Origin of the sequence: Alistipes sp. UBA1686 (assembly GCF_002320215.1) — a bacterium.
GTDB lineage: Bacteria > Bacteroidota > Bacteroidia > Bacteroidales > Rikenellaceae > Alistipes > Alistipes onderdonkii.
In genome coordinates, this window is the sequence record NZ_DCKA01000002.1 from 35,652 (window position 1) to 62,334 (window position 26,683).

The following is a 26,683-nucleotide window of genomic DNA, read 5'->3' on the forward strand; positions in this document are numbered from 1 at the left end:
TTGGTCTGGGATGTACGCCCTATATTCCTTTCGCGGCAGGCGGGCGCCTGTCTGCGGGGCTGGGCGTTCTGCCCTGCGGGCGGCCGGGAAATAGGAATGCCCGTTACCGGCCGGAATGCCGGGCTCCGGTTGCCGGGCTCAGGGTACGGGGACGGCTGCGGGTGCATTCCGCAACGGGACTACTTCGCCGATCTGGGGGCGCAGTACATGCAGTGCGGTGTCTGCGGCCAGTGCCGCTTCGGTCGCCAGCGGTTCGTCCCAGCGGTGTTTAGCGAGGGCGAACTTGGAGTGGTGGACGGTCATGACCTGCTTGGCTCCAAGCTCTTTGGCCGCCCGGGAAAGTTGGTCGGGCATCGTGTGGATGTATTTCCATGCTTCGTTGTACTGTCCGTTTTCGAGGATCGCCAGGTCGATGGCGGGGAACTGCCGGCCGATCTGCGCGAAATGGCTGCCGTAACCGCCGTCGCCGCCCATGTAGACCTGCCGTGCAGGGGTTTCCAGCAGGAACGATGCCCACAACGTCCGGTTGGGATTGAGTCCGCGTCCCGAAAAGTGCCGCGACGGCAGGCAGTGCACCGCGAACCCGTCGCCGAGCGCAGCCGTTTCGAGCCAGTCGAGTTCGATGATTTTCTCCGGGTCAAACCCCCAGTATTCGAAATGCTCTCCGACGCCGAGCGGACAGACGACCTTCCCGATCCGGGATTTGAGTTCGGTGACCGTGCGGTAGTCGAGGTGATCCCAGTGGTCATGCGTGATGACGAGCAAATCCACGTCGGGCATGTCGCCTGGACGGTAGATGTCGGTGCCCTTGAAAGGCCTGTTGAGGAAGGAGAACGGTGCGGCGGCCCGGAATACGGGGTCGACGAGCACACGCCGCCTTTCGGCCTGGAGCAGGTAGGAGGAGTGCCCGAACCACACCAGCAGGTTGCTGTCCCGATCCAGTGCGCGCAGGTCGGTCTTGAGGGCCGGGACGGCCGCGTCGGGGCGCAACCCCTCCTTTTTGCGGAACAGGAATTCGAGCAGGCCCCGCAGGCGGCTTTTGTCGCCCGTCATCATCGGGCTTGCTTCCAGGTTGCGGAACTGCCCGTCGCGGTAGTTCGGCGATTGCAGGATGCGTTCGAGCCGGCTGCCCCGCGGCAGGCGTCCGAAGGCCGGGAGGTTGAGGGTTATCAGGCCGGCGATCGCGGCGGCGAGTATGATTCCTGTCAGGATTCCCATTATGCGTCTTATTTTCGTGCTGGACATATCGTTTCCCACTGGTTGTACGGTGCAAAGATACCGTTTCCTGCGGAATTGCGGTTATACGGATTCCGGTTTGGGTTACCATAATCCCCGAAATCTTCGCCGGCATCCGGAGGGCATCCTGGAAATGCCCCGCTGCATTTTGTTGTGCAAAGGGGGATTCCGGGCTGTTTTGAATGCCGGATAGTCGGAATAGTTGTTGAAATTTCCATTTATTATACGATTTATATGCCAATTTTTATAATTTTGTACTTAATTGTTCCATAATAGTGATGCCTTTTACGTATTGTCTGAGAAAATTGTGGCCGCTGCACAGGGGATGGAAGTGCATGGCGGCCCTGCTTGCCTGCCTGTGCCTGTTGCCGGACATGGCGGCGCATGCCCAGTCCCCGCCCCGGAAGGTGGTTGTCAACGGCCGTGTCACCGACGAGTCGGGCGATCCTGTCGCCGGGGCTACCATTGTCGAACGGGGTACTTCGAACGGGGTGGCGACCCTTTCCGAAGGCGAATTCTCGATCGCCGTCCTGCCCGGTGCCGTGCTCGATGTTTCGTGTCTGGGGTATATCGCCCAGAGTATCGGGACGGGAACCCGTACCGAATTCGAAATCGTGTTGCAGGAGGATGTGAAGGCGATCGCCGAGGTGATCGTGACGGCGCTGGGGCTCGAACGCAACTATGCCGACCTGACCTATTCGGCCGATAAAATCAAGGGGTCGCAGCTCACGGCGGTGAAGGCTCCCAACTTGATCCTGTCGCTTTCGGGCAAGTCGGCCGGCGTGCAGGTGAACAAGAACTCCTCGGGTGCGGGCGCTTCGGCCAAGGTAAGCATCCGCGGCGTGCGGTCGGTCGCCAGCGACAACCAGCCGCTCTATGTGGTCGACGGTATGCCCATTCTCAATTCGACCTCGGAGCAGGCCTATTCGGCCATAGGCGGTGTGGCCGATGCCGGGAACCGCGATGGCGGCGACGGCATCTCGAACCTCAACGCCGAGGATATCGAGAGCGTCTCGATCCTCAAGGGTGCCCCGGCCGCCGCCTTGTACGGCAGCCAGGCCGCCAACGGCGTGATCCTCATTACGACCAAAAAGGGCAATGCCCGCAAACAGCAACCCGTGACATTCACCTCGAACCTCACGTTCCAGTCCCCTTTCAGCCTGCCTTCGTTCCAGAACCGCTACGGGGTGAGCGGCGGGGTGGAAAGCTGGGGCGCCCGTGCGCGGATGAAGGCCTACGACAATGCGGGCGACTTTTTCCGGACGGGGATCACGGCGATGAATGCGGTCTCGGTCTCCTCCGGGTCGGAACAGGTGCAGAACTATTTTTCCTATGCCAATACGACCGAGCGGGGGATCACGGGTTCGAACCGCCTGATGCGCCATAACTTCAACCTGCGCACCACGACCGGGCTTTTCCGGCAACGGCTCAAACTCGACGGGAATATCAGTTTCATGCGCCAGGTGGTCGAGGACAAACCCGTGCCGGGCGGTTTCTACATGAACCCGCTGGTCGGGCTTTACCGCTTCCCCCGCGGGGTGGATATCACGCCTTACCGGGAGCATTTCGAGGTCTATGACGCCGGCCGCAAACTCAATGTCCAGGATTGGATCGCCCCGAGCGACGATTTCGAGCAGAACCCCTACTGGATCGTCAACCGCATCCGCAGCAGGAGCCTGCGCAACCGGGTCATGGCCTCGTTTACGGCCGACTGGACGGTGAACGGCTGGCTGCGGCTCAAGGCGCGCGGCAATGTGGACTATGTGAATGACAAGGTGCGGCAGAGATTCTATGCCTCGACGGCGCCTGCGCTGGCCGGTGCCAACGGACGCTATATCGAGAGCAGCTACTCGGAAACCCTGTTCAACGGCGAGGTGCTGGCGATGTTCGACAAACGCCTCTCCCCGGACTGGGAGTTCAGCGCGACCGCAGGTGCGGGGCTGAACGACCGGACGGTCAATTCGCTGCGTATAGATTCCAAGACGGCGTCGCTCTATTTCCCCAACGTGTTCAACGTCGCCAATATCGTCATGAACGGTTCGGCCTATGTCGACGAACAGATCGATGCGCGGCGCCAGACGCAGTCGCTTTTCGCCACGGCGTCGTTCAAGTATGCCGGAAGCCTCAATTTCGAAGTCACGGGACGCAACGACTGGGCATCGACGCTCGCCTACACCTCGCACGAAGGCAGCGGGTTCTTCTATTATTCGGCTGGCGCATCGTGGGTGATCGGCAAGATGTTCGAACTGCCCCGGTGGATTTCGTTCGCCAAGGTGCGCCTGACATGGAGCCGCGTGGGGAACGACATCCCCATGTTCATCACCAATCCTAAGTCGCACGTCACGGCCGGAGGGGGCATCAATGCCGCCGACGCCGCCCCCGGCACCGACCTCAAGCCGGAGATGACCAACGCCCTCGAGGCGGGGCTCGAATGGCGGTTCCTCGACGACAGGCTGGGCATCAACCTGACCTACTACAAGACCAATACGCACAACCAGTTCTTCAAGCTTCCGGCCCTTTCGGGCGAGGCGTACGCCTACCGTTACGAGAATGCGGGCAATATCGAGAACCAGGGCGTCGAGGTGTCGCTGAACGCCTACCCGGTTTACGGAGGTGCGCTGACGTGGCAGTCGACGGTGAACTTCGCACATAACAGGAACCGCGTGATAAAACTCCATGACGAGCTGCGCGAATATGTCTACGGCCCGTCGAGTTTTTCATCGTCCTATGCCATGAAACTCGTCGAGGGCGGTTCGATCAGCGATATTTACGGGCGGGCGTTCGAGCGCGACGCAATGGGGAGGATCGTCTACGAGGCCGAAGGCGATTCCGCCGGGTTGCCCCGCACCGTGGGCGACGGCAATACGGTGAAGGTCGGCAATGCCAATCCCGTGTTCTCGCTCTCCTGGGGCAACACGTTCTCCTATAAGGGCATGTCGCTGTCCGTGCTGCTGGACTGCCGCTATGGCGGACGGCTCCTGTCGCAGACGATGGCCGACCTGGATTCCTACGGGGTGTCGGCCGCAACGGCCGATGCCCGCGACCGGGGCTGCGTGATGCTCGAAGGGCAGCGGATCGACGACGTGAAGGGTTTTTACAAACTGGTCGGCGGCCGCGCAGGTGTGACCGAGTATTACATGTACGATGCGACGAACATCCGGCTCCGCGAACTGGCGGTGTCCTATGCATTGCCGCAGCGTCTGATGCGCCGTACGCGGGTATTCAGCGGCATGACCGTGTCGCTGGTGGCCCGCAACCTCTTCTTTATCTACAATGCCGCGCCGTTCGATCCCGATCTCGTCCTTTCGACGGGCAACGACAACCAGGGGATCGACGTCTACGGCATGCCGACCGTACGGAGCATCGGCTTCAACATAAAACTGGAGTTCTGAGAATCATGAAGCGCTTTTACATATATCTGTTCGCCGCATTCTGCACAACCTTTTGGGGGGCCTGCACGGGGAATTTCCGGGAACTGAACGACGACCTCTCGGGGATTTCGGACGGGGAGCTCGAGGCTGACGACAACGGCTTCGGATACCGCCTGCAGATCGTTTAGCAGGGGATTTATTTCAACTACGATTTCGGCAAGGGCAAGAACTGGCCGTTCCAGATGACGCAGAACCTCAATGCGGATATGTTCTCGGGCTATATGCACGATCCCAAACCGCTGCAGGGCGGCAGCCACAACTCCGATTACAACTTGCAGGACGGCTGGAACAGCGCCATGTGGCAGTTCACCTACTCCTATGTCATGCCCCAGATTTACCGGCTGGAGCAGACGGCACGCGAGAAGATGCCGCCGTTCTATGCCATAGCCAAGATACTTAAAGTCCTGGCCATGCACCGCGTGACGGACTACTACGGGCCGGTGATATACAGCCATTTCGCCGACCGCGGCAGCGAATACGTGCCCGACAGCCAGCAGCAGGTCTACGGCTGCTTCTTCGACGACCTGGACGAGGCGGCGGACATCCTGGCGGCCTGGGGCGGGGGGCAGCCCGAGGCCGGCGAGTTTTCCAGGTTCGACCTGCTGCTCGACGGAAGCTATGCGGCCTGGCTCCGTTTTGCCAACTCCCTGCGCATGCGCCTTGCCGTGCGTATCTCCGTTGCCGCGCCCGAAAAGGCCCGTGCGGAATTCCGGAAGGCGGCGCAGGCGGCCGGAGGGGTGATCGAGACCAGTATGGAGAATGCCGCCGTGAAGACTTCGGGTACCTATTCCAATCCGCTGGGCGAGATCAACCTGAACTGGAACGAGGCGGCCATGAACGCTTCGATGGAATCCGTACTGACCGGGTACGGGGATCCGCGGCTGGAGAAATTTTTCAAGCCCTGCGGCAGCGACGTGGTCATTGCCGGCGATGCGGGCGACGGGACGGTCGTCCTGAAGGGGCAATACCATGGAATCCGTCAGGGGACGGGTTTTTCGCATAATTATTACGCGGCATTTTCCCGCCTTACGGTGGATACGGATACCGATGCCGTCCTGATGACGGCGGCCGAGGTGTGGTTCCTGCGTGCCGAAGCGGCATTGCGCGGCTGGACGGACGAAGATGCGGAGCGCTGTTACCGCAACGGCGTTGCGGCATCGTTCGCGCAATGGCAGCTGTCCGGGGCCGAAAGCTACCTGGGGAGCGACGCCATGGCCGCCGATTACCACGATCCGGTAGATCCGGGGAACGACATTGCCGCCCGGTGCCGCGTGTCGCCCCGCTGGGATGCGACGGCGGACGACGAACTGAAGCTCGAGCGGATCATCACCCAGAAGTGGATCGCCATGTATCCCGAAGGGTGCGAGGCCTGGGCCGAACAGCGGCGGACGGGATATCCGCGCCTGTTCCCCGTACGTCTGAACCATAGCAAGGGCTATATAGATACCGAAACGATGATCCGCCGGCTGCCGTTCCCGGCTGCGCTGGCGACGTCCGATCCCGAGCAGTATGCGTCGCTCGTCGCGGAACTCGGTGGCGAAGACCACGGGGGGACGCGCCTGTGGTGGGACGCGGGGCGTAATTTCTGATCCGGAAGCCCCGGACTGTTTTGCCCGGGCGTTGCGTCGTGCGGCGGTTGTCAGAATTTCCAGCTTGCGCCCAGCAGGATATTGCGCGGGCGGATGGCATAGCGGTAGGAGCTCGAGCTTACTCCGTCGAAGGTCGTATAGGCGTATTCTTCGCGGCCGAAAAGGTTTGCGGCGGTCGCCGTAGCTTCCCATTTCCCGTTTATTTTCCAGCGCAGCGATGCGTCGGCCAGTAGCAGGTGCTTGCTCCGGTCGGCCGAAAGCTGCGAGTAATAGTGCTCCGCCGTGAATTGGATCACCCATTTCTTCGACGGTACGAGGTTTACGGTCAGCCGCTGGTTGAAATCGTGCCGCCCGTCGGGCTCCCGGCTGCGGATGGAGAGTGTCGTATAGCGGTATTCCAGCCGGTATTCGGTGTTTACCCAGGCGGCGAACCGGAAGTTGAAACGCGGCGCGACGGTCAGGGTGGAATTTTCATAGGAGGTCGGCACCTCTTCCAGCAGCAGTTCCGTGCCGCTGAGGTTGTAGCCGACGTTCAGGCCTGCCTGACCGTTGAGGGCGTCGATATTCTGGCTGACGTCGCCCGACAGGTACCATGACCGCACGCGGTTCGAGCTGTGCACGTAGTAGTTTACGATATAGTCGCCGTCGAAGCGCTGCGCAGGCAGGAACGGCAGGTCGTTCCATGAACGTACCGCGAGCAGGCTGGCGAAGAACCCGCCGATCGGGTTCTTGTAGGCGATGCCTGCCGAGAGGCTGCGTTGCAGCGCTTGCCGGTATTCGTTTACGCCGCAGAGCACCGAACGGTAGTTGCGCAGGACGGCGCCGTTGCCTGTGCGGCTGTCGTCCGCCGCGTCGCGGCCGACCGTACCCGATGCCGAAAGCGAAAGGTGTCCCGTGGGGCTCCATTTCACCGCGAAGCGGGGCTTCCAGGTGAAAATGCCCGCCGGGGTTCGGCTGCCGTCGATCCTGTCGTGCAGTCCATAGCGGCGGTAACCTGCCGGCAGGTCGAGCGTCAGCCGCAGCCGCTGCGAGCGGTAGGTGATGCCCGGCTGGAGGTAGACGCCCGCGTAGCCGGCCGAAAGGTCGTTCGCGGTGCCTGTCCCGAGCCCGGTGCCCGTCAGGTCTGTTACGAGCCCCCGGAAGAGTGCCGAAACCCCGCCTTTGAATGCGAAGGCGAACCGCCCGGCCTGTGTGCCGAATGCCGCGTTGTGGTTCATGTAAAAAGCGCGGTCGGCGATCGTCTGCCGCTGGTTGCCCGTTTCGCGCACCACATCGAGCGACTGAGGGCGGGTAAGGTATTTCAGGTAGGAGGTGACGGTGAGCGAACGTGTGCCGGTGCGCCGGATATATTTCAGGTCGTTTTCGATGCCGTAGGCCGGGGCGTCGGCACGCTGGCGGTTGGGGTAGCTGCCCGAGAGCACGGCACGGATGCCGTTCCATGCCAGCGAAGCTTCGAGTTTTTCCTGCATGTAGAACCGCTCGGTGTTGGCTTTTAGTGCGATGCGTGCCGAAAGCTGTTGCCGGCACGAAGCGGCCGACTCCTGCTCGGTGTCCACGCGCGTGCCGTCCGCCAGGTACCAGCTTTGCCGGGCGGCGCGATCCGAGGCCAGGCGGTCGTAACCCCAAGTGAGCGAGCTGCTGAGCTGGTAGTCCTCGGAGAGTTTGTGCAGGTTGTTCAGACTGGCCATGTGCGAGCGGTTGAAGCGCGTGCGTGTATCGTCGAGCGGCGCGGACGAAGTGCCGACCGAAAGGTGTGCGGCGGGATTGTAGTCGTTGGCTCCGCCGTTGAGGATGTCCTCGACCGAAAGCCGTTCGGTCTCGGCCGAGGGGTTTTGCCCTGTGTTGTCGGTTTTGAGGTTGACCATCGACTGCCCCCGGGCACCGATGCGCATGGCGAAGAGCGCGCCGTTCCACAACGCCGGCGACCAGCCCGCACCGCCGCGCAGCGTCCCCGTCCAGCGGGCTTTGGCGTGCGGCTTCAGCCGGAGGTTGATGGCTGCGCGGTCGCTGAATACGATGTCCTTGAGCGCCTTGATCGGCTGGTGGTTCTCCATCACTTCGACGCTCGCCACGTCCTGCGGCGCGATGTTGTTGGTCGCCTGTCCGTAACGGCCGTCGAGCATGTCCAGCCCTTCGATGTAAAAGTTGTTGATCGGCTGGCCGTTGTAGCGTATCTCGCCCGATTTCGCCACCTCGATGCCCGGCATCTTGCGCAGTACGTCGGCGATCGAGCGGTCTTGCGCCTCGGTGAAGCGCGACACGTTGTAGCTTACGGTGTCGCCCCGGAAGCTCAGCCGCGGGGCGCGGATCGTCACCTCGCGGATATCGGTCGTCTCGGGCGTCAGCAGCACGAGCATCCGCCCGGCGTTGGCCGGAACCGACTGCCGGCGGTAGCCCATCGTCGAGAAGTCGAGCTGCGCGGTTGTCCCGCCCCCGCGCGGCCTGAGCACGAAATCGCCCGAGGCCGAGGTCGTCGTGTAACCCAGCGGCTTGCCCAGGGAGTCCCGCGCCGTGACGATGGCCCCGGCGACGGCCGCCCCGTCCTCCTTGTCGGCTACGTGGCCCGTATACTCCTGGGCCTGGGCGGCGATTGCGTCCAGCAACCAAAGCAGGGTCAGCAGGTACTTCATCGCGCCGCGGGGTTATTCTGTTTCCAGCGGATTGTATTCGCGGAGCAGGTCGGCACCCTCGCGCGGCGTCCCGTCCTCGTTCCTTACCGTGATCCTGATGTTCGAATTGGCCTGCATGTAGCCGATCGGGTCGGTCATGAATTTGCGCTCGGTGGCCAGGAATTTTTTGCGCGAAGTTTTCAGGTAGTTCAGGTCGGCCATCGTCACCGGGACTTCGGCGCGGCGGATCCCGGTCGCCTCGAAGCGGATGATGCCCCCGTCGTCGCCCGTGTCGTTCACGGACAGGATCAGTCCGGGCAGCCCGTGGAATTTCCAGGGGCCGGTGGCGAGCGGGAGCTCCTCGGTGTACCAGGCTTCGTAATCGCGCCCGCGGAAGCGGCAGGTCGCGCGGCGGCAACCGTAACCGATGAATTCGCGCGTCCCGTCGCGGAGCGTCCACTCGATTTCGGGCAGCGGCTCGGTGTAGAGCATGTTGTCGCGCGAGATTTTGTCGGTGCAGGTCAGTTCGCCTGCGGGGTAGTTCTGGAATACGACAGCTTCCAGGCCGCCCTTGAAGTTGCCCACGTTGGCCAGCACCTGCTCGGTCGGGGTGATGCGCAGCAGCGAGTCCCGCTGGAGCGTCTTGTAGGAGAAGAATTTCGTAACCTTCCCTCCGGCCTGCAACAGCAGCAGGTCTTGCATCGGCTCCTTGCTGTCGGGGCGCCGCAGCCACTCCATGCGGTAGCTCACTTCGAGCGTGGCGGTGTCCAGCACGGTCTGCCGTACGCTGCCCGTTTCGAGGGCCTGTGCCCCGCCGTCGGTCGAGTAGGAGATGACGGTCTGCGCCCGTCCTGCGGTTGCGGCGGCCAGCGCAGCGGCGATGATAAGGAAGGTGAGTTTTGTTTTCATGGCTTCGGTGTGTTGGTTTACGGTGCAATATTACCCCGAAAAACGAAGGGCGATGGTTAACGCCGCGTTAAGAAGTGTTAAATAATGTTAACGCCGGCGGCAGGAGTGTTTTTATTCGTATTTTTGTGGTATAAACCCCTCGGCCGTGGATAAGAACCGTTTCAGAAATATCTCGTTCTGCGCGATCGGCGCCCTGCTGGCGCTGGCCTTCGTGCAGGCGTGGAGCTTGTGGCGGATGTATGCCGACCGAGCGGAGGAGTTTTCGCGTAAGGTGACCCTCGCTATGAACCGCGCGGCGTACGACGACCTGCTGATGGGCAACCGGCGCCGGACGTCGCAGACCCGGACGTCGGTCGTGACGACGGGCAATATCGACTCCGTTAAGCTGGATATGATCGACACGATCTCTGTGAAAAGCCTTGGGGCGGCCGGCAAGGTGCTTTCCATCCGGTCGAAGGTCGACACGCTGCGGACGAATATCGCCCTGCGCCGCGGCGACAAGACCCGTTATATCTACCAGGAGGTGCGCATGCCTTCGTTCACGGCGCTCCAGTTCAACCTGTCCCGCTACGACTCCCTGCTGACGCGTTACCTGGCCGATTCCGGCATCGGCCTGCCACACAGTGTCGACGTGATCCGGGGCGGGGACGACGGGGATGTTACCGAAATCCGGCTCGACAGCCTGGCGGCGCGGCCAGCGGGTGCGGCGCGGGAGGAGGCGGTCATCGCCTCGCAGAAGGACGCTCCGCGGATACGGAACCCGAAGGTGTTCACCTCGCGCGTCACCACGGACGACAAGCTGCTTTTCCGGGTGAAGATCGAAAACCCCCACCGGGAACTGCTGCGCGAGCTGTTCGGCATCATCCTCACCTCGGTGCTCATGCTGCTCGTCGTCGCGTTCGTGGTCATCTACCTGTTGCGGACGCTGTTCCGGCAGAAGACGCTCGAGGAGATGCGGATGGATTTCACGCACAATATCACCCATGAACTGAAGACCCCGATCGCCGTGGCCTATGCGGCCAACGACGCGCTGGAGAATTTCGGGGCGGCCGACGATGGGGTGCGGCGTGCGAAATACCTGGGTGTGATCCGCAGCCAGCTGACGGCTTTGTCGGAGATGGTCGAGCGCATCCTCACCATGTCGCGCGAGGAACGTGAGGATTTCACGCTCCGCCGCGAGCGTATCCCCCTGGCCGGGATGCTCGGGGCGCTGGCCGAGAAGTTCCGGATGCAGGCAGCCAAACCCGCACGGGTCACGGTGGATGTTTCACCCGAAGGGCTGACTGCCTTCGCCGACCGCTTCCACCTCTCGCATGCCCTGGACAACCTGGTCGACAATGCCCTGAAATATTCCGGCGAGGAGGTGCATATCCGCATTTCGGCCGGGCGGGACGGCGGCCGGGTCGTCCTGCGAGTCGCCGACGACGGCATCGGCATTCCGCGTGCCGCGCAGGCGCATATCTTCGATAAGTTTTACCGCGTGCCTACGGGCGACATTCACAATGTCAAGGGCTTCGGCCTCGGGTTGTACTACGTCGGGCTAATCGCCGCCAAACACGGCGGCTCGGTCGCGGTGGAGAGCACCGAGGGGCACGGTACGACCTTCACCCTGATACTTCCGGACGATGGGCGATAAGATCAGACTGCTGCTCGTAGAGGACGAGCAAACCCTCGCGGGGATCATTGCCGATACCCTTTCCGAAAAGGGGTTCGAGGTGACGGTCGCCCATGACGGCGAGGCCGGGTTGCGGGCGTTCCGCGGGTCGCGCCCCGATGTGGTCGTGTCGGATGTCATGATGCCTTGTATGGACGGGTTCACCTTCGTCGGGCGCCTGCGCCGCGAAGCGCCCGGGGTGCCTGTGCTTTTCCTTTCGGCGCGCTCGGCGGCCGAGGACGTGGTGCGGGGATTCGAGACCGGGGGCAACGATTACCTGCGCAAGCCCTTTGCCATGAGCGAGCTGATCGTGCGGGTCAGGGCGCTTGCCGGGCGTGCGGGCGTCGGGAAAGCGCGTACGGAACGTGTGTTCGAACTGGGGTGTATGCGTTTCGACGCCGAGCGCCAGCGGCTCACGTGCGACGGCGTGGTGACGGAACTTTCGGCCCGCGAATCCGAAGTGCTGCAATACCTCTGCCGGAATGCGGGCGAGATCGTGCCGATGAAAACCCTGCTGGTGAATATCTGGGGCGACGATTCGTTTTTCAATGCCCGCAGCCTGCATGTCTTCATCACCCGCCTGCGCCACCGCCTTGCGGCCGACCCGTCGATCCAGCTGGTGAACGTGCGGGGAGTGGGGTATAAGCTGCTGATGCGCTGAGGCGGGGATTGCCGCACTGTATTGAAACCGGAATTTATTCCCTCTCCGGTTGCCTTTTCCGAAGGGATCCGGTTTACGGCAATGCAAATTCTATGACTAAATTTCCAACCTGATTGTTGGATAGTTTATTTGTGCTAAACCCTAAAGGCGTGATATTCAGCGAGCCGATCTCGTTCACGAATCTTCCGATCAGTTCGCTGCCGCCCGTAACCGTTTGCGGGTTGTTGCCTTTGTCGAAATAGACATAATAGACGAGAAGATCGGCTTTAACCTGAATGTCATCCGCACTCAACTCTTCCTTTTTGATAATTTTATCAACAACGCTTATTGCCTTCGTATATTCCAGGTCTGTCTCAACGAAAAGCAAAGACATTCGGCCAAAGGTCAGGTGGGTAATATAGGACATATCGGGCAGTTGTTCCTCGCTGATTGTTTCTCGGATTAATTTATCAGGATAGTCCATCATAATAGTAAACATTTCCCGGGAATAGTTATAGAAAAACCCCGTCCGTTTCCCCATTTCTTTTTCGGTGTAGGGTTTCCCGCTTAGCAGTTCATCGAGGTTGAGGCCCAGGTTGCCTACCCCCAGCAGGTGCAGATGCCTGTGTGAGTGGTATTGCAAAGGGCCGATATAGTTGAATTGCTGACTTTGAGCTGGTAATTCGGAGGTTATTTGCTGCACCATTTCATTCATACCGTCGAACGAGGGCAGCATTTCTTTTTCATAAAGCGTCCTGTTGACATAGGCGCTTATGTTAATCGGGTTGTAAGTATATTGGTCGTAGACCGTCAATGTCCGGTTGTCAGTATGGCAGTTAATCAAATGTCCCGGATAAACCTGCGTCCTGAACGCCGGGTTTACAAATGACTGTTCGGCCGAAAGCCGATATTTGCGCGTGACATTGTCCGGCAGGAGGTCGTATTTGTTATCGTTGAATTTATTAACTGCGAACGTATGCCACTGCAAAGGGTCGTATTCCGGCTTTTTTTGCCCGGCTTGGGAAACGAACAGGTCGGCGGTTGTCTGTTTGTACCTGTCATGCAGGCAGGCAAGCGTTATTGTTGCCTCGCGCGGATTTTCCGTGTCGTTCGGCAACACCTCTATATCCAGATACTCAGCGTTATCCGCAACGGCCTTTTCGATAATGCACCATTGCGGAATATTTCGGATACTCCAGTCGCAGTTGGCCGAAACTGCTATACGTTGCTGAATCCCGGAATAATCTGCCCTGATTTCATCTTCATCGAGGGTGATGTAATACTTCTGCTCCGGTTCATCGTTGTGACAGGCTGCGCAGCAGAGCGCCAAAAAGAAAAGACCCCAATGTTTCATCCTAAAAAGTGTTTTAGTTAAACGATTGGGGGAAGAGGCAGATTGAAAATATGCGTGTCCCTGCGCGGTGTTGCCCGCATCGGTCATAAGGGTTGGTTTCAGTTTCACCCCCCCCCTCGGATTTCGATTTAAAGGTATGAAATAAACACGCATTTGCAAAATAAATCTGCAATTTCCGCCCAATACGGGGATGGAAGGCTTCTGGGGCCAGATCGGCTTGCGATTCGCATTTGTCCGGCCTGCCGCCCGAAAAAAATCTCCCAAGGAGGCGACTTCGATGTGCGGATAACGGAATACCTGCTTGTCTTTTCAGCAGCCTGAATGTCAGTCTATGCGTTATTTATCTCTTTCGGCAAATGCAGTCCGTCAGGTGATCGTCGATAAATCCTGCCGCCTGCAGGTGGGCGTAACAAATCGTGCTGCCGAAGAATTTGAATCCCCGTTTTTTCATGTCTTTGCTCATGGCATCGGATTGGGGCGATGATGCCGGAATCTCGCTCAACGACCCAAAGGTGTTGGTAATCGGCTTCCGGTCGGGAAAGAACGACAAGGTGTAGTTGTAGAAACTACCGAACTCTTCCTGTATGGCAAGGAATAGCCTTGCGTTTGTGATTGTGGATTTGATTTTCAACCGGTTCCTTACAATGCCGTCGAACCGCATCAGCCGTTCGACATCGCTATCGGTCATTTGTGCCACCTGCACGGCGTCGAAGTTGCAAAAGGCCTTGCGATACCCCTCACGCTTTCTGAGTATCGTTATCCAGCTCAACCCGGCCTGGGCACTCTCCAGGACAAGAAATTCGAACAGCGTCTTGTCGTCGGTCACCAATTTCCCCCACTCCTGGTCATGGTATTTCACATACAGCTCGTCGGTTCCGCACCAGCCGCACCGTCCGTTTATCATGTCCTGCATAGTCATCATGTTTGTAATATGGAGTAAAGATAGCTGATTTCCAGCTTCGTGCCAAATTTTAAGCCCGCTTCGGCCCGCTACAATTTGTCAATATAATAAACGTTGCGATGAAAGAATCCGAATCGGTAGGTGCGGAACGTGCTTTTATCGGAACCACTTTTGCTTTGGCAGAGAATTGTGCTTTCGAGTATAATATACTGACAATCAGCTTAAAATGTGCTTATTTGTAACATTGTGTCCACAAAAAAGTCTCCGAAAGGAGACTTCAATGTGCGGATAAAGGTGCTCCGGCACATTTGTAAGCCTAATGTATATCAGCGATTTGCGACGCTTTTTCGGTTCCGATTCCCGCGTCGCCTACCGTCTTTTTGCATGGTCTTGCGCCCATCTGCCCGGATTGCTTGCGTCACCGCCGTATCTCCTTGTATGACAATGCAAATATAGCGATTTTCGGCGAAAAATCCAAATGCGAAGACTTTTGGAGATGCGGGCGGATTTTCCTATATTTGTTGATATGGACAGAGGAGAAATTATCATATACCAGACAGCCGACGGCGAGACCTGTATAGACGTCCGCATGGAGAACGACAGCGTGTGGCTGACGCAGGCGCAGATGGTCGAATTGTTTAACTCGACCAAACAGAATGTCAGTCTTCATATAAACAATTTGTTCAAAGAAGGCGAACTCGAACGTGAGGCAACTGTCAAGGAATACTTGATAGTTCAACAGGAGGGACATCGCTCCGTGAAGCGTAAAATTACGGCTTATAATCTCGACGTGATTATCTCTGTTGGCTACCGTGTCAAATCGCAACGCGGTACGCAGTTCCGTATCTGGGCGAACAAGGTGCTGAAGGAGTACCTTATAAAAGGTTATGCTATCAATAGCCAAGCGAAGATCGAGCAGTTGGAGGAACTGAAACAGACTGTCCGTCTGCTCTCAAATGTGCTGTCGGCAAAGGCCGTCACGAAATCCGAGGCGGTCGGGTTGCTGCGCGTGATTACGGACTATACTTACGGTCTCGATACGCTTGACCGCTACGATTATCAGCAGTTGGAAGTGTCGGCTACTACGACCGAGGAGCCGTTTCATGCGACCTATGAAAATGCGATGGAGACGTTACAGGTATTGCGCAACAAATTCGGTGGCAGCGAGCTGTTCGCCCATGAGAAGGACGAATCGTTCAAAAGCACGATGGGCGCGATTTACCAGACCTTCGGCGGGCGGGATCTCTATCCGAGCGTCGAGGAAAAGGCGGCTAATCTGCTCTATCTGACGGTCAAGAACCACTCGTTCAGCGACGGAAATAAACGCATCGCCGCTTTCTTGTTCCTGTGGTTTTTGGAGAATAATCGGATTCTTTATCGCGCTGATGGCTCTCGCCTTCTGGATAACAATACACTGGTTGCCCTGACGCTGATGATTGCCGAAAGCCGTACAGAAGAAAAGGATGTGATGACGAAGGTTGTGGTGAACCTGATCAATAAAAACAATTAAAGCATTTATGAATGTGTCGGACTTTTGTTTGCTGATTTCGAGTACGGAGATCCAATAACGCAAGTTATCAATGCCATTGTAGCTATACCATAGAATTTTATTGCTATTTCAGAAGAAACCACCTCGCATTTTTTGCGAGGTGGTTTCTTTTTGTTACCCCTCGTGGCGGAAATTAGCAGGGTAATAAGATATATTATCCAAACTATTTCCCGCTACGATATTTGATGCTAAGTATCAAAGAATTAAAAAATAGAGTATCACCCTAAATTATGTACAAAAGGTAGAATCCAATTTCGTTAAAATTAAGTTTGGTACATTAAAGTATATAATTGGGGAAAATGTTTGTATTATCAATATTTTGACCGGTAGAGATATAAGTTTTTTTCATTCAAGAGCTTTTGCTATATTTGTAGATGAGAATAATTGATCTTATGGAGTGTATAGTTTTTAAATCGAATCAAAGTTATTCTTGCCGAAAAAAGTAGAACCAACAAATGGCTTTCTGAGCAATTAGGAAAAGATTCTGCTATTGTGTCTAAGGGGGGCAATACTACACAACCTAATGTGGAAATGCTTATTCAGATAGCTAAATGTCTTGAGGTAAAAGTAGATGATTTATTAAGGACTGAATAATTATGGGAACGAGTGATGGTTATGTTTATATATTGACCAATCCTAACTTTAAGGAGGACTGGATAAAAATTGGGAAAAGCTCCAGACCGGTAGATGTTAGGTCTAAGGAGCTGGGCAATATAGCTTTCAGTAAGTCGGAATGTGCTGTAATATAACAGATTATCAGGCCGTATATATAGCAGGTTTCTTGACCCGAAGATTGCCGGCAAACGATATAAACAAGCTTACTGCCTCTTTGCAAGATGCGCAGGTGGATCTCACTCCGCATCAGGTTGAGGCGGCTTTGTTTGCATTTAAGTCGCCTTTATCCAAAGGGGCTATACTTGCCGACGAGGTTGGTTTGGGAAAGACTATTGAGGCCGGTATTATCTTATCACAACATTGGTCCGAGCATAAAAGGCGATTGCTGGTTATATGTCCGGCTAACTTGCGAAAACAATGGTCGAGTGAGCTGTTGGAGAAATTCTACCTGCCATCTGTGATTATGGAGACAAAGTCCTTTAATGCCTCCATAGAAAATGGCGCTTTTAATCCGTTTGATACGGAGAATATAGTTATTTCTTCCTTGCAATTTGCAAAGTCCAAAGCCGCTTATATAAAGAGTACGAACTGGGATCTGGTAATTATAGACGAGGCGCACAGGCTGCGTAATGTATATAAACCGCAAAACCGGATTGCCAATACCATTAAAGAGGCTATAGAATCCAGAAAGAAGATATTGATGACGGCAACTCCATTGCAAAACTCTATTCTGGAATTATATGGTTTGGTTTCTATTATCGACGATTATGTGTTTGGGGATATAAAAAGTTTCAAGAGCCAATTTGGTCATAGTTTGACCGATGAAGAGTTCATGGAATTGAGACGTCGACTACAACCCGTTTGCAAGCGCACCCTCAGACGACAGGTTTTGGAATATATCAAGTATACCAAACGGATTGCCATAGTAGAGGAATTCTTCCCGACAGAGAACGAACAACGTCTCTACGATATGGTGACTGATTATTTGAATAAACCGAAACTGTATGCTTTACCTAATAGTCAGCGTCAGCTTATGACTTTGATATTAAGGAAACTGCTTGCATCTTCAACATATGCCATATATGGAACATTCTGCTCTCTTATCAATCGGTTGCAGGATATTATCGCAAAAAACGATAATGTGTTACTCAAGAATCTCGTCATTGAAGAATACGAAGAAGACAACGATGAGTGGGTGGATAATGAAGAGATTGAAGAAGATATCGAGGAGTTGCCTCCGGCCGATATTGAAGGCATAAAGAAAGAAATATCCGAGCTGGAGCAATTTAGAGATATGGCCGAGAAAATTAAAAAGAATAGTAAGGCTGAACATCTGTTTGTCGCGTTGGATAAAGGTTTTGAGCAGTTAAAGCATTTAGGTGCTGCCTCCAAGGCACTTATCTTTACGGAGTCAAAACGTACGCAAGAGTTTCTTTATGGACATCTCGAAAAGAGAGGATATAAGGGTAAGGTTGTTCGATTTAACGGGACTAATACCGATAAAGAATCGACGGCTATCTATCAGGTATGGCTGAAGAAACATAAAGGCACGCCCAAGGTTACGGGATCCCTTACGGCCGACAGGCGGGCGGCTATCGTTGATTATTTTAAGGATGAAGCCACTATCATGATTGCTACCGAAGCTGCCGCCGAGGGTATCAATTTGCAATTCTGCTCTTTGATAGTGAACTATGATATGCCATGGAATCCACAGCGGATCGAACAGCGAATAGGTCGATGCCACCGATATGGACAGAAATTCGATGTCGTAGTTGTGAACTTCCTCAATAAAAGTAATGCGGCCGATATACGTGTGTATGAACTGTTGGATCAGAAGTTCCAGCTCTTCAATGGTGTGTTTGGTGCCAGTGATGAGATTTTGGGCAGCATAGGCAATGGTGTCGATTTTGAAAAACGCATAGCACAAATATACGACGAATGTCGAACGACTGATGAGATAGAGGCTGCATTTGACAGGTTGCAGTCAGAATTGCAGGAGCAAATATCCGAGAAGATGATAAAAGCCCGCTCGGCTTTATTGGAAAATTTCGATGAATCGGTCAAGGAGAAGTTGAGAGACAATCTGGCTCAAAGTCGGAAAAATCTCGACCTGTTTGAAAAACGTCTTTGGCTTCTAACGCGGCATGCGTTGGAGGGAGAGGCCACATTCGATGAAGATCGCTATGCCTTCACGCTTCATATCGACGGGTCGATCTATACTTTGTCGAAAGAGTGTGAAGACGAGCAAGTGCGACCTTATCGTATAAGCAGTCCTTTGGCCAAGGACATTTTGGCCAAGTATCGGGAGCCACTTCACACGCCGGCATATATCGAGTTTGATTATACGCACACGGCAGGGCGAACCAAGCTGCTTGACGACCTCGTAGGCCAAAGCGGTACCATGCGGGTAGAGAAGATATCCATCGATTCTTTTGAGCCGGAGGACCATCTGGTTATTGCCTGCCTTACCGATAGCGGCGATTGGGTCTATCCCGAAATTGCCGAACGGATGCTCCTGCTTCCGGCACGTCTGCTGTCACAAACCGGAGTAGACATTACAACTGCCGATTGTTTGTGCGATAAGGTTGAAGAGCTGAACCATGATATTCTTTCTTCTTCCTCAGACAGAAACAACCGCTTTTTCGATGAAGAGATGGAGAAACTGGATAACTGGGCCGGCGATATGAAGCTCGCTTTGGAGCGCGAAATCTCGGATTTGGATCAGGAGATACGCCTTCGGAAATCGGAAGCCAAAAAGATCGGCCGACTGGAAGAGAAGGTAAAAGCTCAAAGAGCCATCAAGGAGATGGAACGTAAGCGTATCGAGAAGCGACAGAATCTTTTTAATTCTCAAGATGAAATCGATGAAAAAAAAGAGCTACTTTTAAGCCGTATTGAAAAGATGCTGCAACAGAAGGTTCAGCAAACTGAACTGTTTACCATTAAATGGAGAATCATATGAGAGCGAACCTCAAAAAAAGTGGGCCTTGTTCAAGGCGTTCCTCAAAGAATATTGGTGGGCAATCTTAATCAGATTGGGTGCTCCCGTTTTGCTGAATTTTATTATCTTTATACCCGCCTTCTCGCCGATTGTCGGAGGCAGTCCAGATTGGCTGTCGTTTTATGGAAGTTATATTGGTTTAGTAATCGTCAGTTTAATAACATTGTATGTACTATACAAGCAACTGCAACACAATCACGAAGATAACGAAAAAACTCGTCGCGATAATCAAGCCGTTAATGAAAAAATGACAGCTTCAGCTCAAAATATTGAACTACGAACAGGTAAGATCCGCTTGTGTAAATAATATCGATTCAAATAATATACGAGAGATTTGCAATGTGTTCATATTTCAAGAAGATGATATAGCGTCTAAAATCAAAAACGCAATTGATAGTTTGGATCGAACCAATACTTTTTTAGATTTCTTATTGCCTATAAGACATAACAAGAATGTTCGTTATTTAAACAAGCAAAAGTATAAAGCATATAAGGAATATATGTTAATGATCCAAGATATACAAGTCGTAGCGATTTTCTTGAATAACAATTATGAAATGATTCAAGAAGGATTGATTTTAGCTAAACTTTCGCCTCAAATAAAAAATCAAGTAGAGTGTAAAATCGTAACACCTTGTCTTGCTAATCAAGCTGTCTAAGCAATTAGTTTTAATCGCCATTGATAGGTCAGCTATAGCAGATGATATATAAATGAGAGACTCATCATTACAATATATTGAACAAGAGAAAAAAAGAATTAACAAAATATTAACCGATAACAATGGCACAAGATAAGAAATTGCAGAAACTGGAACTGACGTGGATTGGAAAGGATGATTCGCGCGAGCCGATTGAACCGCGAATTCTCATTGAGAATCCCGACTATTCGTATGGTACGGTCGAGACGGGCACCCTGCCCAATGGCAAATCGTGGAACGGCAATATGCTCATCCATGGCGACAATCTGCTTGCCCTCAAAGCCCTTGAACAGAACTATACGGGTGCCGTCAAATGTATCTATATCGATCCGCCCTTTAATACCGGAGCAAGAATTAATGCAGATGGGCAGGAAATAGGATACGATGACGGAATTGAACACTCGATTTGGCTAAATATGATGTATGAAAGATTTGCTATTCTTTACAATCTATTGAGAGATGACGGGGCGATCTTTGTACATCTTGATGATAATGAGGCTGACTATTGTAAAGTAATTCTTGATGAAATTTTTCATCGGGAAAACTTCATGAACAGAATAACCATTGATGCTCGTTCCCCTTCTGCGTTTAGTACAGTCAATCCTGGGATGTTTGTGGCCTCCGAATATATTTTATATTATGTAAAGGATAGAAAAAGGCTTCGAGAAAATCAATTGAGAGCTAAACGAAATCCTGATTATGCATATAATAAATATATTACCAATATAGATGCATCTTATGAAGACTGGATATTTAAACCTGTTGCTCAGGTATTCAGCGAAACACAAAAAACAAGAAGCCTAAATCCAGAAAGTCTAATAAAAAAATATAATGAATTTATCATAAGAAATGCTCATAGAATTTGTAGATATACAGCTATCAGTGATTCTGGAGCAGGTCAGAAAATATTAGATATAAAAGCTGAATCGCTAATCCATAGAGATAAAATCTTCAAACTTAAACGAGAAGATAAGGATGATGTGTATATAATAAATGGACAGCAATTAGCTTTTTACAATAAAAATATATGTAAGATAAATGGAGAAATTTGCGCATCTATGCCATTAACAGATATATGGACAGATATTGCGTGGGAAGGTATTGCAAAAGAAGGAAACGTAACTTTTAAAAAAGGGAAAAAGCCAGAGAAACTTATTCAAAGATGTATTAGTTTAGTAACTGAAGAAGGCGACCTGGTGCTGGACAGTTTCCTCGGGTCGGGAACCACGGCCGCCGTGGCACAGAAGATGGGTCGTCGCTATATCGGGGTCGAGTTGGGGCAGCACGCCTATACGCACTGCGTTCCCCGTCTGAAGATGGTGACTGACGGTACCGATCAGGGCGGAATCTCCAAAGCGCAGAACTGGAAGGGCGGAAACGGCTTCAAATTCTATGAACTGGCACCGAGCCTGCTCAAAGAGGACAAGTTCGGAAACCTCGTCATCAACAAGGAGTACAATGCCGACATGCTGGCGGCGGCAATGGCCAAGCAGGAGGGATTTACCTATGCTCCCTCGACCGATGTCTATTGGAAGCAGGGCTATTCGTCGGAGAGCGACTTCATCTACACTACGACGCAGTTCATGACGGTGGAGGGACTTGCTGCCATACGTGAGACAATGACCGAAGGCGAGAGCTTATTGATATGTTGTACGTCGTTCCAAAAGGAGTGCAAGCAGGCATTTTCTAACATTTCTATAAAGAAGATTCCGCAGATGCTGCTGGGGCGCTGCGAATTTGCCCACGACGACTATTCGCTCAACATCATCGACCTGCCCCACATCGACGACGAGGAAGAGGGGCCGATGGAGGACGAGTTCGAATACGCTACAGATAGCGAGGTGGCCAAAGAAACGATTGAGGGACAATAGGAACTATTTTAATCTATCGGTATGAATACTATTGCAAACACGATAAAACAACGCCTGTCGCTTCGGGAACCGCTGGCCGAAGCACTCGATGTGCTAACTCGCCTTGTAGACAAACTTTCTTTGTCGAAACCCGAACGACAATCGGATAAGGAGGCCGAAGCGGTAGCTTATGAGGTTTATCTAAAAGAGCAATTACAACGTGTAAAGGAAGTCTGCCCATACTGCAAGGATTTTGAACGCGATTTTCCATCGTTTGCATTCTCGATAGCAACCGGTATCGGAAAGACCCGGTTGATGGGGGCTTGTATTGCCTATCTCTATCTGGCAAAAGGCATCAGGCATTTCTTCATTTTGGCACCAAATCTCACGCTTTACGAGAAGTTGATGCGCGATTTTGGCGACCCTTCATATGAAAAATATGTATTTAAGGGGATATCGGAGTTTGTGCATAACGAGCCTTTAATTATAACCGGAGATAATTACAACAAGGCCCGTAACCTGTTTTCAGATAATCAGATACAAATAAGCATCTTCAATATATCGAAGTTTAATACCGAGAGTAAAGAAGGTGGGAAAAAGGGAGCTCCCAAGATGCGCCGCCTATCGGAATATTTGGGGCAGTCATATTTCGATTACCTCTCTTCGTTGGATGACTTGGTTATCCTTATGGATGAAGCGCACCGGTATCATGCCGATGCTTCGAAGAAAGCCATCAATGAATTGCGTCCTATATTGGGTCTCGAAATGACGGCTACGCCTACCGATGAAAAAGGAAAATCGTTTAAGAATATTGTCTATGAATATAATCTGGCTCAAGCGTTGGCCGATGGGAAATATGTGAAGATCCCGACCATCGCCAAGCGAAGGAATTTCAGCCGGGGCAATATGACCGATGAGGAGTTGGATATACTTAAAATCGAAGATGCAGTGAGTGTCCATGAACATACGAAACTGCATTTGGAGATGTATGCCAAAAATAATAATCAGCCTCTGGTAAAACCCTTTATTTTGATCGTTTGCAAAAGTATTCAACATGCCACCGAAACATTCAATAGAATACAGAACGAAATGTTTGACGGGAGGTATGCTGGTAAAGTGCTTCAAATAGACAGCTCGACCAAGAAAGATGAGGAGATAGATAAGCTATTTGTTTCGCTGGAGAAGCCGGACAATAAGATAGAGATCGTTATTCATGTAAATATGCTTAAAGAGGGTTGGGATGTAACCAACCTGTATACCATTGTGCCTTTACGAGCGGCCGATGCGCCTATATTGGTTGAACAGCAGATAGGTCGAGGTCTACGCTTGCCATATGGTGGGAAACGTACGGGATATGCCGATATTGATAAATTGACGGTGATTGCGCATGAAAATTTTGAAGCCGTTATCGCCAAAGCTAATGATCCGAACTCGGTATTGAGTAAGGTCTCTTACGTTGAACTTGATGATGAGGATTTAACTCCCGAGCCCGGTAAAGTGGTTACCGCTGCTACCATAATTGATTTCCAGGAGAAGAAAACCATCGAAGAGGCAAAGACGGAGGTCGAGAAAAAGAATGCAAAGGCTGTAATGGATGCTCAACGAGCTGTTTGGACGGTGATTCCCAAGATGAACAGTTCGGTGCGCTCGGCTAAGGAGTTGTCCAACCCGAAGGTAATAGATGCGATTAAGATCCTTACGCGGAATGAGATAATTAAAAAGGCGAAGGAGACTAATCCGCTTTTTGCTGATGAAGAGGCAAAACCGTTGCTTGCAGAAGTGGATTCAGTTGTGGAGGTTGTTGTAAAGAAATTTATAGACAATATTATAGAAATTCCACGTATGACCATTCAAAAGGAGGCATATAAAGCTGAATTCAAGTGGTTTGATCTTGATACGCGAATGGGATTTGATCTGCCTGCACTGAAAGATGAGATTATTCGAATAAGTGTAGGTGCTGGAGAGAAATCGATGGAAGTGTTGCAAGTGATAACAGGAAGGAAATTTGATACTCCTGTTAATCAGATTGTGAATGCGTTGATCGATCACGAAGAAATCGACTATGACGAAAACTCAGAACTCCTCTATCATTTGGCCGGACAGGCTGTCGAAGCCATAGAGAAGAATGTTGATAACGAGACTGATTTAGCAAAAGTTGTAAATCAATTTAAAGTTGCAATCGCCAACTCTATTTTTGACCAGATGCAGAGGCATTTTGTGATAACGCCGTTGGGATACCTGAAACCGAATGTATTGCCTTTTTCTGGAATAGTCGATCAGCATTTGACAGAATTAGACGGATTTGGACGAATTGATTTCAGAGATTCTGTAAAACCAAGCTTTGTGCGTAAATTCATATTTACCGGTTTCTTGAAATCATATTATACGGAGTGTAAGTTCGACAGCAAAACCGAGCTCGATTTTGCGAATGTGCTGGAGTCGGATAATGATGTATTGAGGTGGTTGCGACCTGCACCTAACCAATTTAACATATATTGGGCAAATGGAGCCAAACGCTATGAACCGGATTTCATAGTCGAAACATCGGAATGTATTTACATGATAGAAACAAAAGCCCTTAAAGATATTTCCGATGAAGATGTGCAGGCAAAAAAGAAAGCTGCCGAGGAATATTGCAAGAATGCAACGGAATATACCTTGAAAAATGGGGGTAAACCTTGGCGGTATCATTTGCTAAGGCATGATGTTGTGGAACGCTCAAGTAGCTTTGAATATTTGATGGCATTGAGTTAGGTGTATTTCTCGCCTGTTCGATGTGAATTGCTCAAAATGATGTGGCCTATTCTGACGAGCGAGTTATTGAATTCGGCTTTATAATGCTGATATATTTTTAATTTATTAATTAAATATTATCCGAACTGTGCTACAATAATGAAAGGATACATTTCATAAGTACACTTTTCCGGATGGGAAGGTATATATTGGACAGACTAGACGAGATCCTCAAATAAGGCATAGGGAACATATCAGTCCCGTGACTGATCCGACAAATGGCGGATTCTGGAGAGCGTATTCGACTTTTAAAAAATGTAAATTTGAGATAGTTCAACAATATGAGAGTAATGATATTGAGAGACTTGTCGATATGTTGAATTACGCCGAAACACAACTTATAGTATACCTACAAAGCTTATGATCCTCAGTATGGCTATAATAAGCAGACTTGGGGACATTCACATACACATTACCTTACAAAAGAAGTAAAGATTATAAAAGCCAAAATAGGCGAACTTTACGAAGCATTTATAAATGAAAGAATGGTTATTTATAACTCCGTATGTGATAAAATATGGGAAACCAAATTGCCTCTAAGTGAGGAAGAAAAAGACTTCGTTAAGAAAAGATGTTTTAATCGAGATTTATTTTGCTTTCCAAACACATTTAATATAGAAGAAATTGGACGGGAATGATCTTGATGACGAGCGAGATGGTTTTGTAATAGAGGAAACTCTTAATTTGGTTAAATTTGATATAGAAGAAGAAACTCAGACGGAATTTCAGGCATTCTTAGATGAAAATGGTTCCGATATTGCAGAACAGGTACTTCATGAATATGCGGCGGAAGTAAATATTATTGTTGCAATAGATGATAATGGTAATGTTGCGAAAGAATTTCATTCATTCGATGAAATAATCTCCTATTTCAATGTTACACGGGCCGATAATGTGAAAAATGCTCTCGCTGGACGTCAGAAGAGTGCATATGGATATGGTTGGAAATATAAAAAAGACTTGAAATAGAGGTGACAGTGAAACCGTGTTGAGTATATTTTTTGAAGTTATTTGGAAATTTACCAAATTTAAAGTTCTATTCTATCTAAAAAGGAGTAAAGGCAAGAGCGTTGAGGCCGACCGCATTGACCGCCATCTGGATAATAATCCGTGCCCAGATCAACCAGCATTATCAGTCCATCAGTGATCGGGATTCGTTCGTCTCGGCTGAGAAGGTCAAGAATGCATATCTGGGCTTCGGAAATAAATACCGTATGCTGTTGGACGCGTTTGAAAAATTTACCAGCGATTATCAAAAGCGCATCGGTATAGACTGTTGTGATGGAGTTTGGAAGCGATACTGCAATACTATCGACCATTTGCGTGTTTTAATGCAAAAGGAGTATCATGTAAGCGATATGCCTTTGTCCGAGTTGGAACAATCTTTTATCGAATAGTTCCACGTCTATCTGAAATCCGATCGGGGCCTTAAACTGATGACGGTTTGCGGGTATCTAAAATGCCTGAAATATGTCGTCAAGATTGCCTTTAACAACGGCTGGATGCCACGTAATCCATTTGCATTATATAGCTATACGGTTCTGAATCCAGACCGGAGTTTCCTGACCGAAGAAGAACTGCATCGCATGATGACAACCCGCCTGCGTTACAAAAGCCAGGATTTTAATCGGGACATGTTCCTCTTCTCGTGCTTTACGGGTATCTGTTATGCTGACATGTCGGCGCTGACCTATGATCAGCTGGAGCAGGATACAAACGGCGATTGGTGGATCAGCGGTAACTGCCAGAAAACCGAGACGAAATATGTCGTCACGCTGTTGCCCTATCCTTTGTTCATTCTGGATAAGTATCGAGGTCTGGCAGGCAATCGCTCTCTTTTTTAAATTCCGTCCC

Annotated in this window: 18 protein-coding genes and 2 pseudogenes; 14 read left to right on the top strand and 6 right to left on the bottom strand. The window is 51.6% G+C overall.

Annotation, left to right across the window (positions count from 1 at the left end; translation table 11 throughout):
* Nucleotides 1-138: 138 nt before the first annotated feature.
* A complete protein-coding gene (locus tag B3C38_RS00280; RefSeq protein ID WP_117507518.1) occupies nucleotides 139-1,245 on the bottom strand; it encodes an MBL fold metallo-hydrolase in 1,107 nt (368 codons plus the stop codon).
* Between the two features lie 326 nt (nucleotides 1,246-1,571).
* Between B3C38_RS00280 and B3C38_RS00285 the strand changes: the two genes are divergently transcribed.
* Nucleotides 1,572-4,628, top strand: a complete 3,057-nt coding sequence (locus tag B3C38_RS00285; protein WP_414630894.1) for a SusC/RagA family TonB-linked outer membrane protein — start codon at nucleotides 1,572-1,574, stop codon at nucleotides 4,626-4,628.
* 5 nt (nucleotides 4,629-4,633) lie between these two features.
* Nucleotides 4,634-6,256 (top strand): annotated as a pseudogene (locus B3C38_RS00290) (SusD/RagB family nutrient-binding outer membrane lipoprotein).
* Between the two features lie 50 nt (nucleotides 6,257-6,306).
* Here the strand turns inward: B3C38_RS00290 and B3C38_RS00295 are convergent.
* Both B3C38_RS00295 and B3C38_RS00300 read right to left on the bottom strand, forming a co-directional pair.
* Nucleotides 6,307-8,886, bottom strand: coding sequence for a hypothetical protein (locus B3C38_RS00295; protein ID WP_286724004.1), 2,580 nt, complete (start codon nucleotides 8,884-8,886; stop codon nucleotides 6,307-6,309).
* Between the two features lie 12 nt (nucleotides 8,887-8,898).
* Nucleotides 8,899-9,774: a GLPGLI family protein gene (locus tag B3C38_RS00300; RefSeq protein WP_022332344.1), complete on the bottom strand. Its 876-nt coding sequence runs from the start codon at nucleotides 9,772-9,774 to the stop codon at nucleotides 8,899-8,901.
* A 145-nt stretch (nucleotides 9,775-9,919) separates the two neighbouring features.
* Here B3C38_RS00300 and B3C38_RS00305 point away from each other — a divergent pair, with 145 nt between their 5' ends.
* The gene (locus B3C38_RS00305) at nucleotides 9,920-11,410 is read left to right on the top strand and encodes a sensor histidine kinase (protein WP_276790537.1); all 1,491 of its coding nucleotides are present in this window, start codon (nucleotides 9,920-9,922) and stop codon (nucleotides 11,408-11,410) included.
* On the top strand, nucleotides 11,400-12,089 hold the full coding sequence (locus B3C38_RS00310) for a response regulator transcription factor (RefSeq protein WP_286724009.1): 690 nt from the start codon (nucleotides 11,400-11,402) through the stop codon (nucleotides 12,087-12,089). Before B3C38_RS00305 ends, B3C38_RS00310 begins: the two co-directional genes overlap by 11 nt.
* A gap of 73 nt (nucleotides 12,090-12,162) precedes the next feature.
* Here B3C38_RS00310 and B3C38_RS00315 read toward each other — a convergent pair whose 3' ends face one another.
* Nucleotides 12,163-13,509, bottom strand: coding sequence for a BACON domain-containing protein (locus B3C38_RS00315; RefSeq protein WP_276790540.1), 1,347 nt, complete (start codon nucleotides 13,507-13,509; stop codon nucleotides 12,163-12,165).
* Nucleotides 13,510-13,762: 253 nt separating this feature from the next.
* A complete protein-coding gene (locus B3C38_RS00320) occupies nucleotides 13,763-14,335 on the bottom strand; it encodes a DNA-3-methyladenine glycosylase I (RefSeq protein WP_022331972.1) in 573 nt (190 codons plus the stop codon).
* Nucleotides 14,336-14,849: 514 nt separating this feature from the next.
* Here B3C38_RS00320 and rhuM point away from each other — a divergent pair.
* From rhuM to B3C38_RS00365, 9 genes and pseudogenes are all read left to right on the top strand, one after another.
* Complete coding sequence (gene rhuM, locus B3C38_RS00325) at nucleotides 14,850-15,833, top strand: RhuM family protein (protein ID WP_286724169.1); 984 nt, start codon at nucleotides 14,850-14,852, stop codon at nucleotides 15,831-15,833.
* A 456-nt stretch (nucleotides 15,834-16,289) separates the two neighbouring features.
* Complete coding sequence (locus tag B3C38_RS00330; protein ID WP_286724171.1) at nucleotides 16,290-16,466, top strand: helix-turn-helix domain-containing protein; 177 nt, start codon at nucleotides 16,290-16,292, stop codon at nucleotides 16,464-16,466.
* Nucleotides 16,467-16,468: 2 nt separating this feature from the next.
* Nucleotides 16,469-16,591 (top strand): annotated as a pseudogene (locus tag B3C38_RS00335) (GIY-YIG nuclease family protein); the annotation flags it as partial.
* Between the two features lie 62 nt (nucleotides 16,592-16,653).
* Nucleotides 16,654-19,449 (top strand): SNF2-related protein, encoded by a 2,796-nt coding sequence (locus B3C38_RS00340; RefSeq protein ID WP_286724014.1) that lies wholly within the window; start codon nucleotides 16,654-16,656, stop codon nucleotides 19,447-19,449.
* Nucleotides 19,450-19,474: 25 nt separating this feature from the next.
* Nucleotides 19,475-19,795, top strand: coding sequence for a hypothetical protein (locus B3C38_RS00345; protein ID WP_286724016.1), 321 nt, complete (start codon nucleotides 19,475-19,477; stop codon nucleotides 19,793-19,795).
* On the top strand, nucleotides 19,758-20,147 hold the full coding sequence (locus tag B3C38_RS00350; RefSeq protein ID WP_286724019.1) for a hypothetical protein: 390 nt from the start codon (nucleotides 19,758-19,760) through the stop codon (nucleotides 20,145-20,147). Before B3C38_RS00345 ends, B3C38_RS00350 begins: the two co-directional genes overlap by 38 nt.
* A gap of 122 nt (nucleotides 20,148-20,269) precedes the next feature.
* Nucleotides 20,270-22,057: a site-specific DNA-methyltransferase gene (locus tag B3C38_RS00355; protein WP_286724021.1), complete on the top strand. Its 1,788-nt coding sequence runs from the start codon at nucleotides 20,270-20,272 to the stop codon at nucleotides 22,055-22,057.
* A gap of 21 nt (nucleotides 22,058-22,078) precedes the next feature.
* Entirely contained in the window at nucleotides 22,079-24,790 is a 2,712-nt protein-coding gene (locus tag B3C38_RS00360) for a DEAD/DEAH box helicase family protein (RefSeq protein ID WP_286724022.1), read from the top strand.
* Nucleotides 24,791-25,453: 663 nt separating this feature from the next.
* Nucleotides 25,454-25,798, top strand: coding sequence for a hypothetical protein (locus B3C38_RS00365; protein ID WP_286724023.1), 345 nt, complete (start codon nucleotides 25,454-25,456; stop codon nucleotides 25,796-25,798).
* A gap of 59 nt (nucleotides 25,799-25,857) precedes the next feature.
* Here the strand turns inward: B3C38_RS00365 and B3C38_RS00370 are convergent, their stop codons facing one another.
* Nucleotides 25,858-26,148 (bottom strand): hypothetical protein, encoded by a 291-nt coding sequence (locus B3C38_RS00370; protein WP_286724025.1) that lies wholly within the window; start codon nucleotides 26,146-26,148, stop codon nucleotides 25,858-25,860.
* A 117-nt stretch (nucleotides 26,149-26,265) separates the two neighbouring features.
* Between B3C38_RS00370 and B3C38_RS00375 the strand changes: the two genes are divergently transcribed.
* Nucleotides 26,266-26,673, top strand: coding sequence for a hypothetical protein (locus B3C38_RS00375; RefSeq protein ID WP_286724027.1), 408 nt, complete (start codon nucleotides 26,266-26,268; stop codon nucleotides 26,671-26,673).
* The last annotated feature ends 10 nt before the right edge of the window (nucleotides 26,674-26,683 follow it).

Excerpts from the sequence above, each read along its gene's own strand:
- B3C38_RS00280 (WP_117507518.1), bottom strand. The coding sequence starts at position 1,245 with ATGTCCAGCACGAAAATAAGACGCATAATGGGAATCCTGACAGGAATC.
- B3C38_RS00285 (WP_414630894.1), top strand. The coding sequence starts at position 1,572 with ATGGCGGCCCTGCTTGCCTGCCTGTGCCTGTTGCCGGACATGGCGGCG.
- B3C38_RS00295 (WP_286724004.1), bottom strand. The coding sequence starts at position 8,886 with ATGAAGTACCTGCTGACCCTGCTTTGGTTGCTGGACGCAATCGCCGCC.
- B3C38_RS00300 (WP_022332344.1), bottom strand. The coding sequence starts at position 9,774 with ATGAAAACAAAACTCACCTTCCTTATCATCGCCGCTGCGCTGGCCGCC.
- B3C38_RS00310 (WP_286724009.1), top strand. The coding sequence starts at position 11,400 with ATGGGCGATAAGATCAGACTGCTGCTCGTAGAGGACGAGCAAACCCTC.
- B3C38_RS00315 (WP_276790540.1), bottom strand. The coding sequence starts at position 13,509 with ATGACCGATGCGGGCAACACCGCGCAGGGACACGCATATTTTCAATCT.
- B3C38_RS00320 (WP_022331972.1), bottom strand. The coding sequence starts at position 14,335 with ATGCAGGACATGATAAACGGACGGTGCGGCTGGTGCGGAACCGACGAG.
- rhuM (WP_286724169.1), top strand. The coding sequence starts at position 14,850 with ATGGACAGAGGAGAAATTATCATATACCAGACAGCCGACGGCGAGACC.
- B3C38_RS00355 (WP_286724021.1), top strand. The coding sequence starts at position 20,270 with ATGGCACAAGATAAGAAATTGCAGAAACTGGAACTGACGTGGATTGGA.
- B3C38_RS00360 (WP_286724022.1), top strand. The coding sequence starts at position 22,079 with ATGAATACTATTGCAAACACGATAAAACAACGCCTGTCGCTTCGGGAA.
- B3C38_RS00370 (WP_286724025.1), bottom strand. The coding sequence starts at position 26,148 with ATGGTCGATAGTATTGCAGTATCGCTTCCAAACTCCATCACAACAGTC.
- B3C38_RS00375 (WP_286724027.1), top strand. The coding sequence starts at position 26,266 with ATGACGGTTTGCGGGTATCTAAAATGCCTGAAATATGTCGTCAAGATT.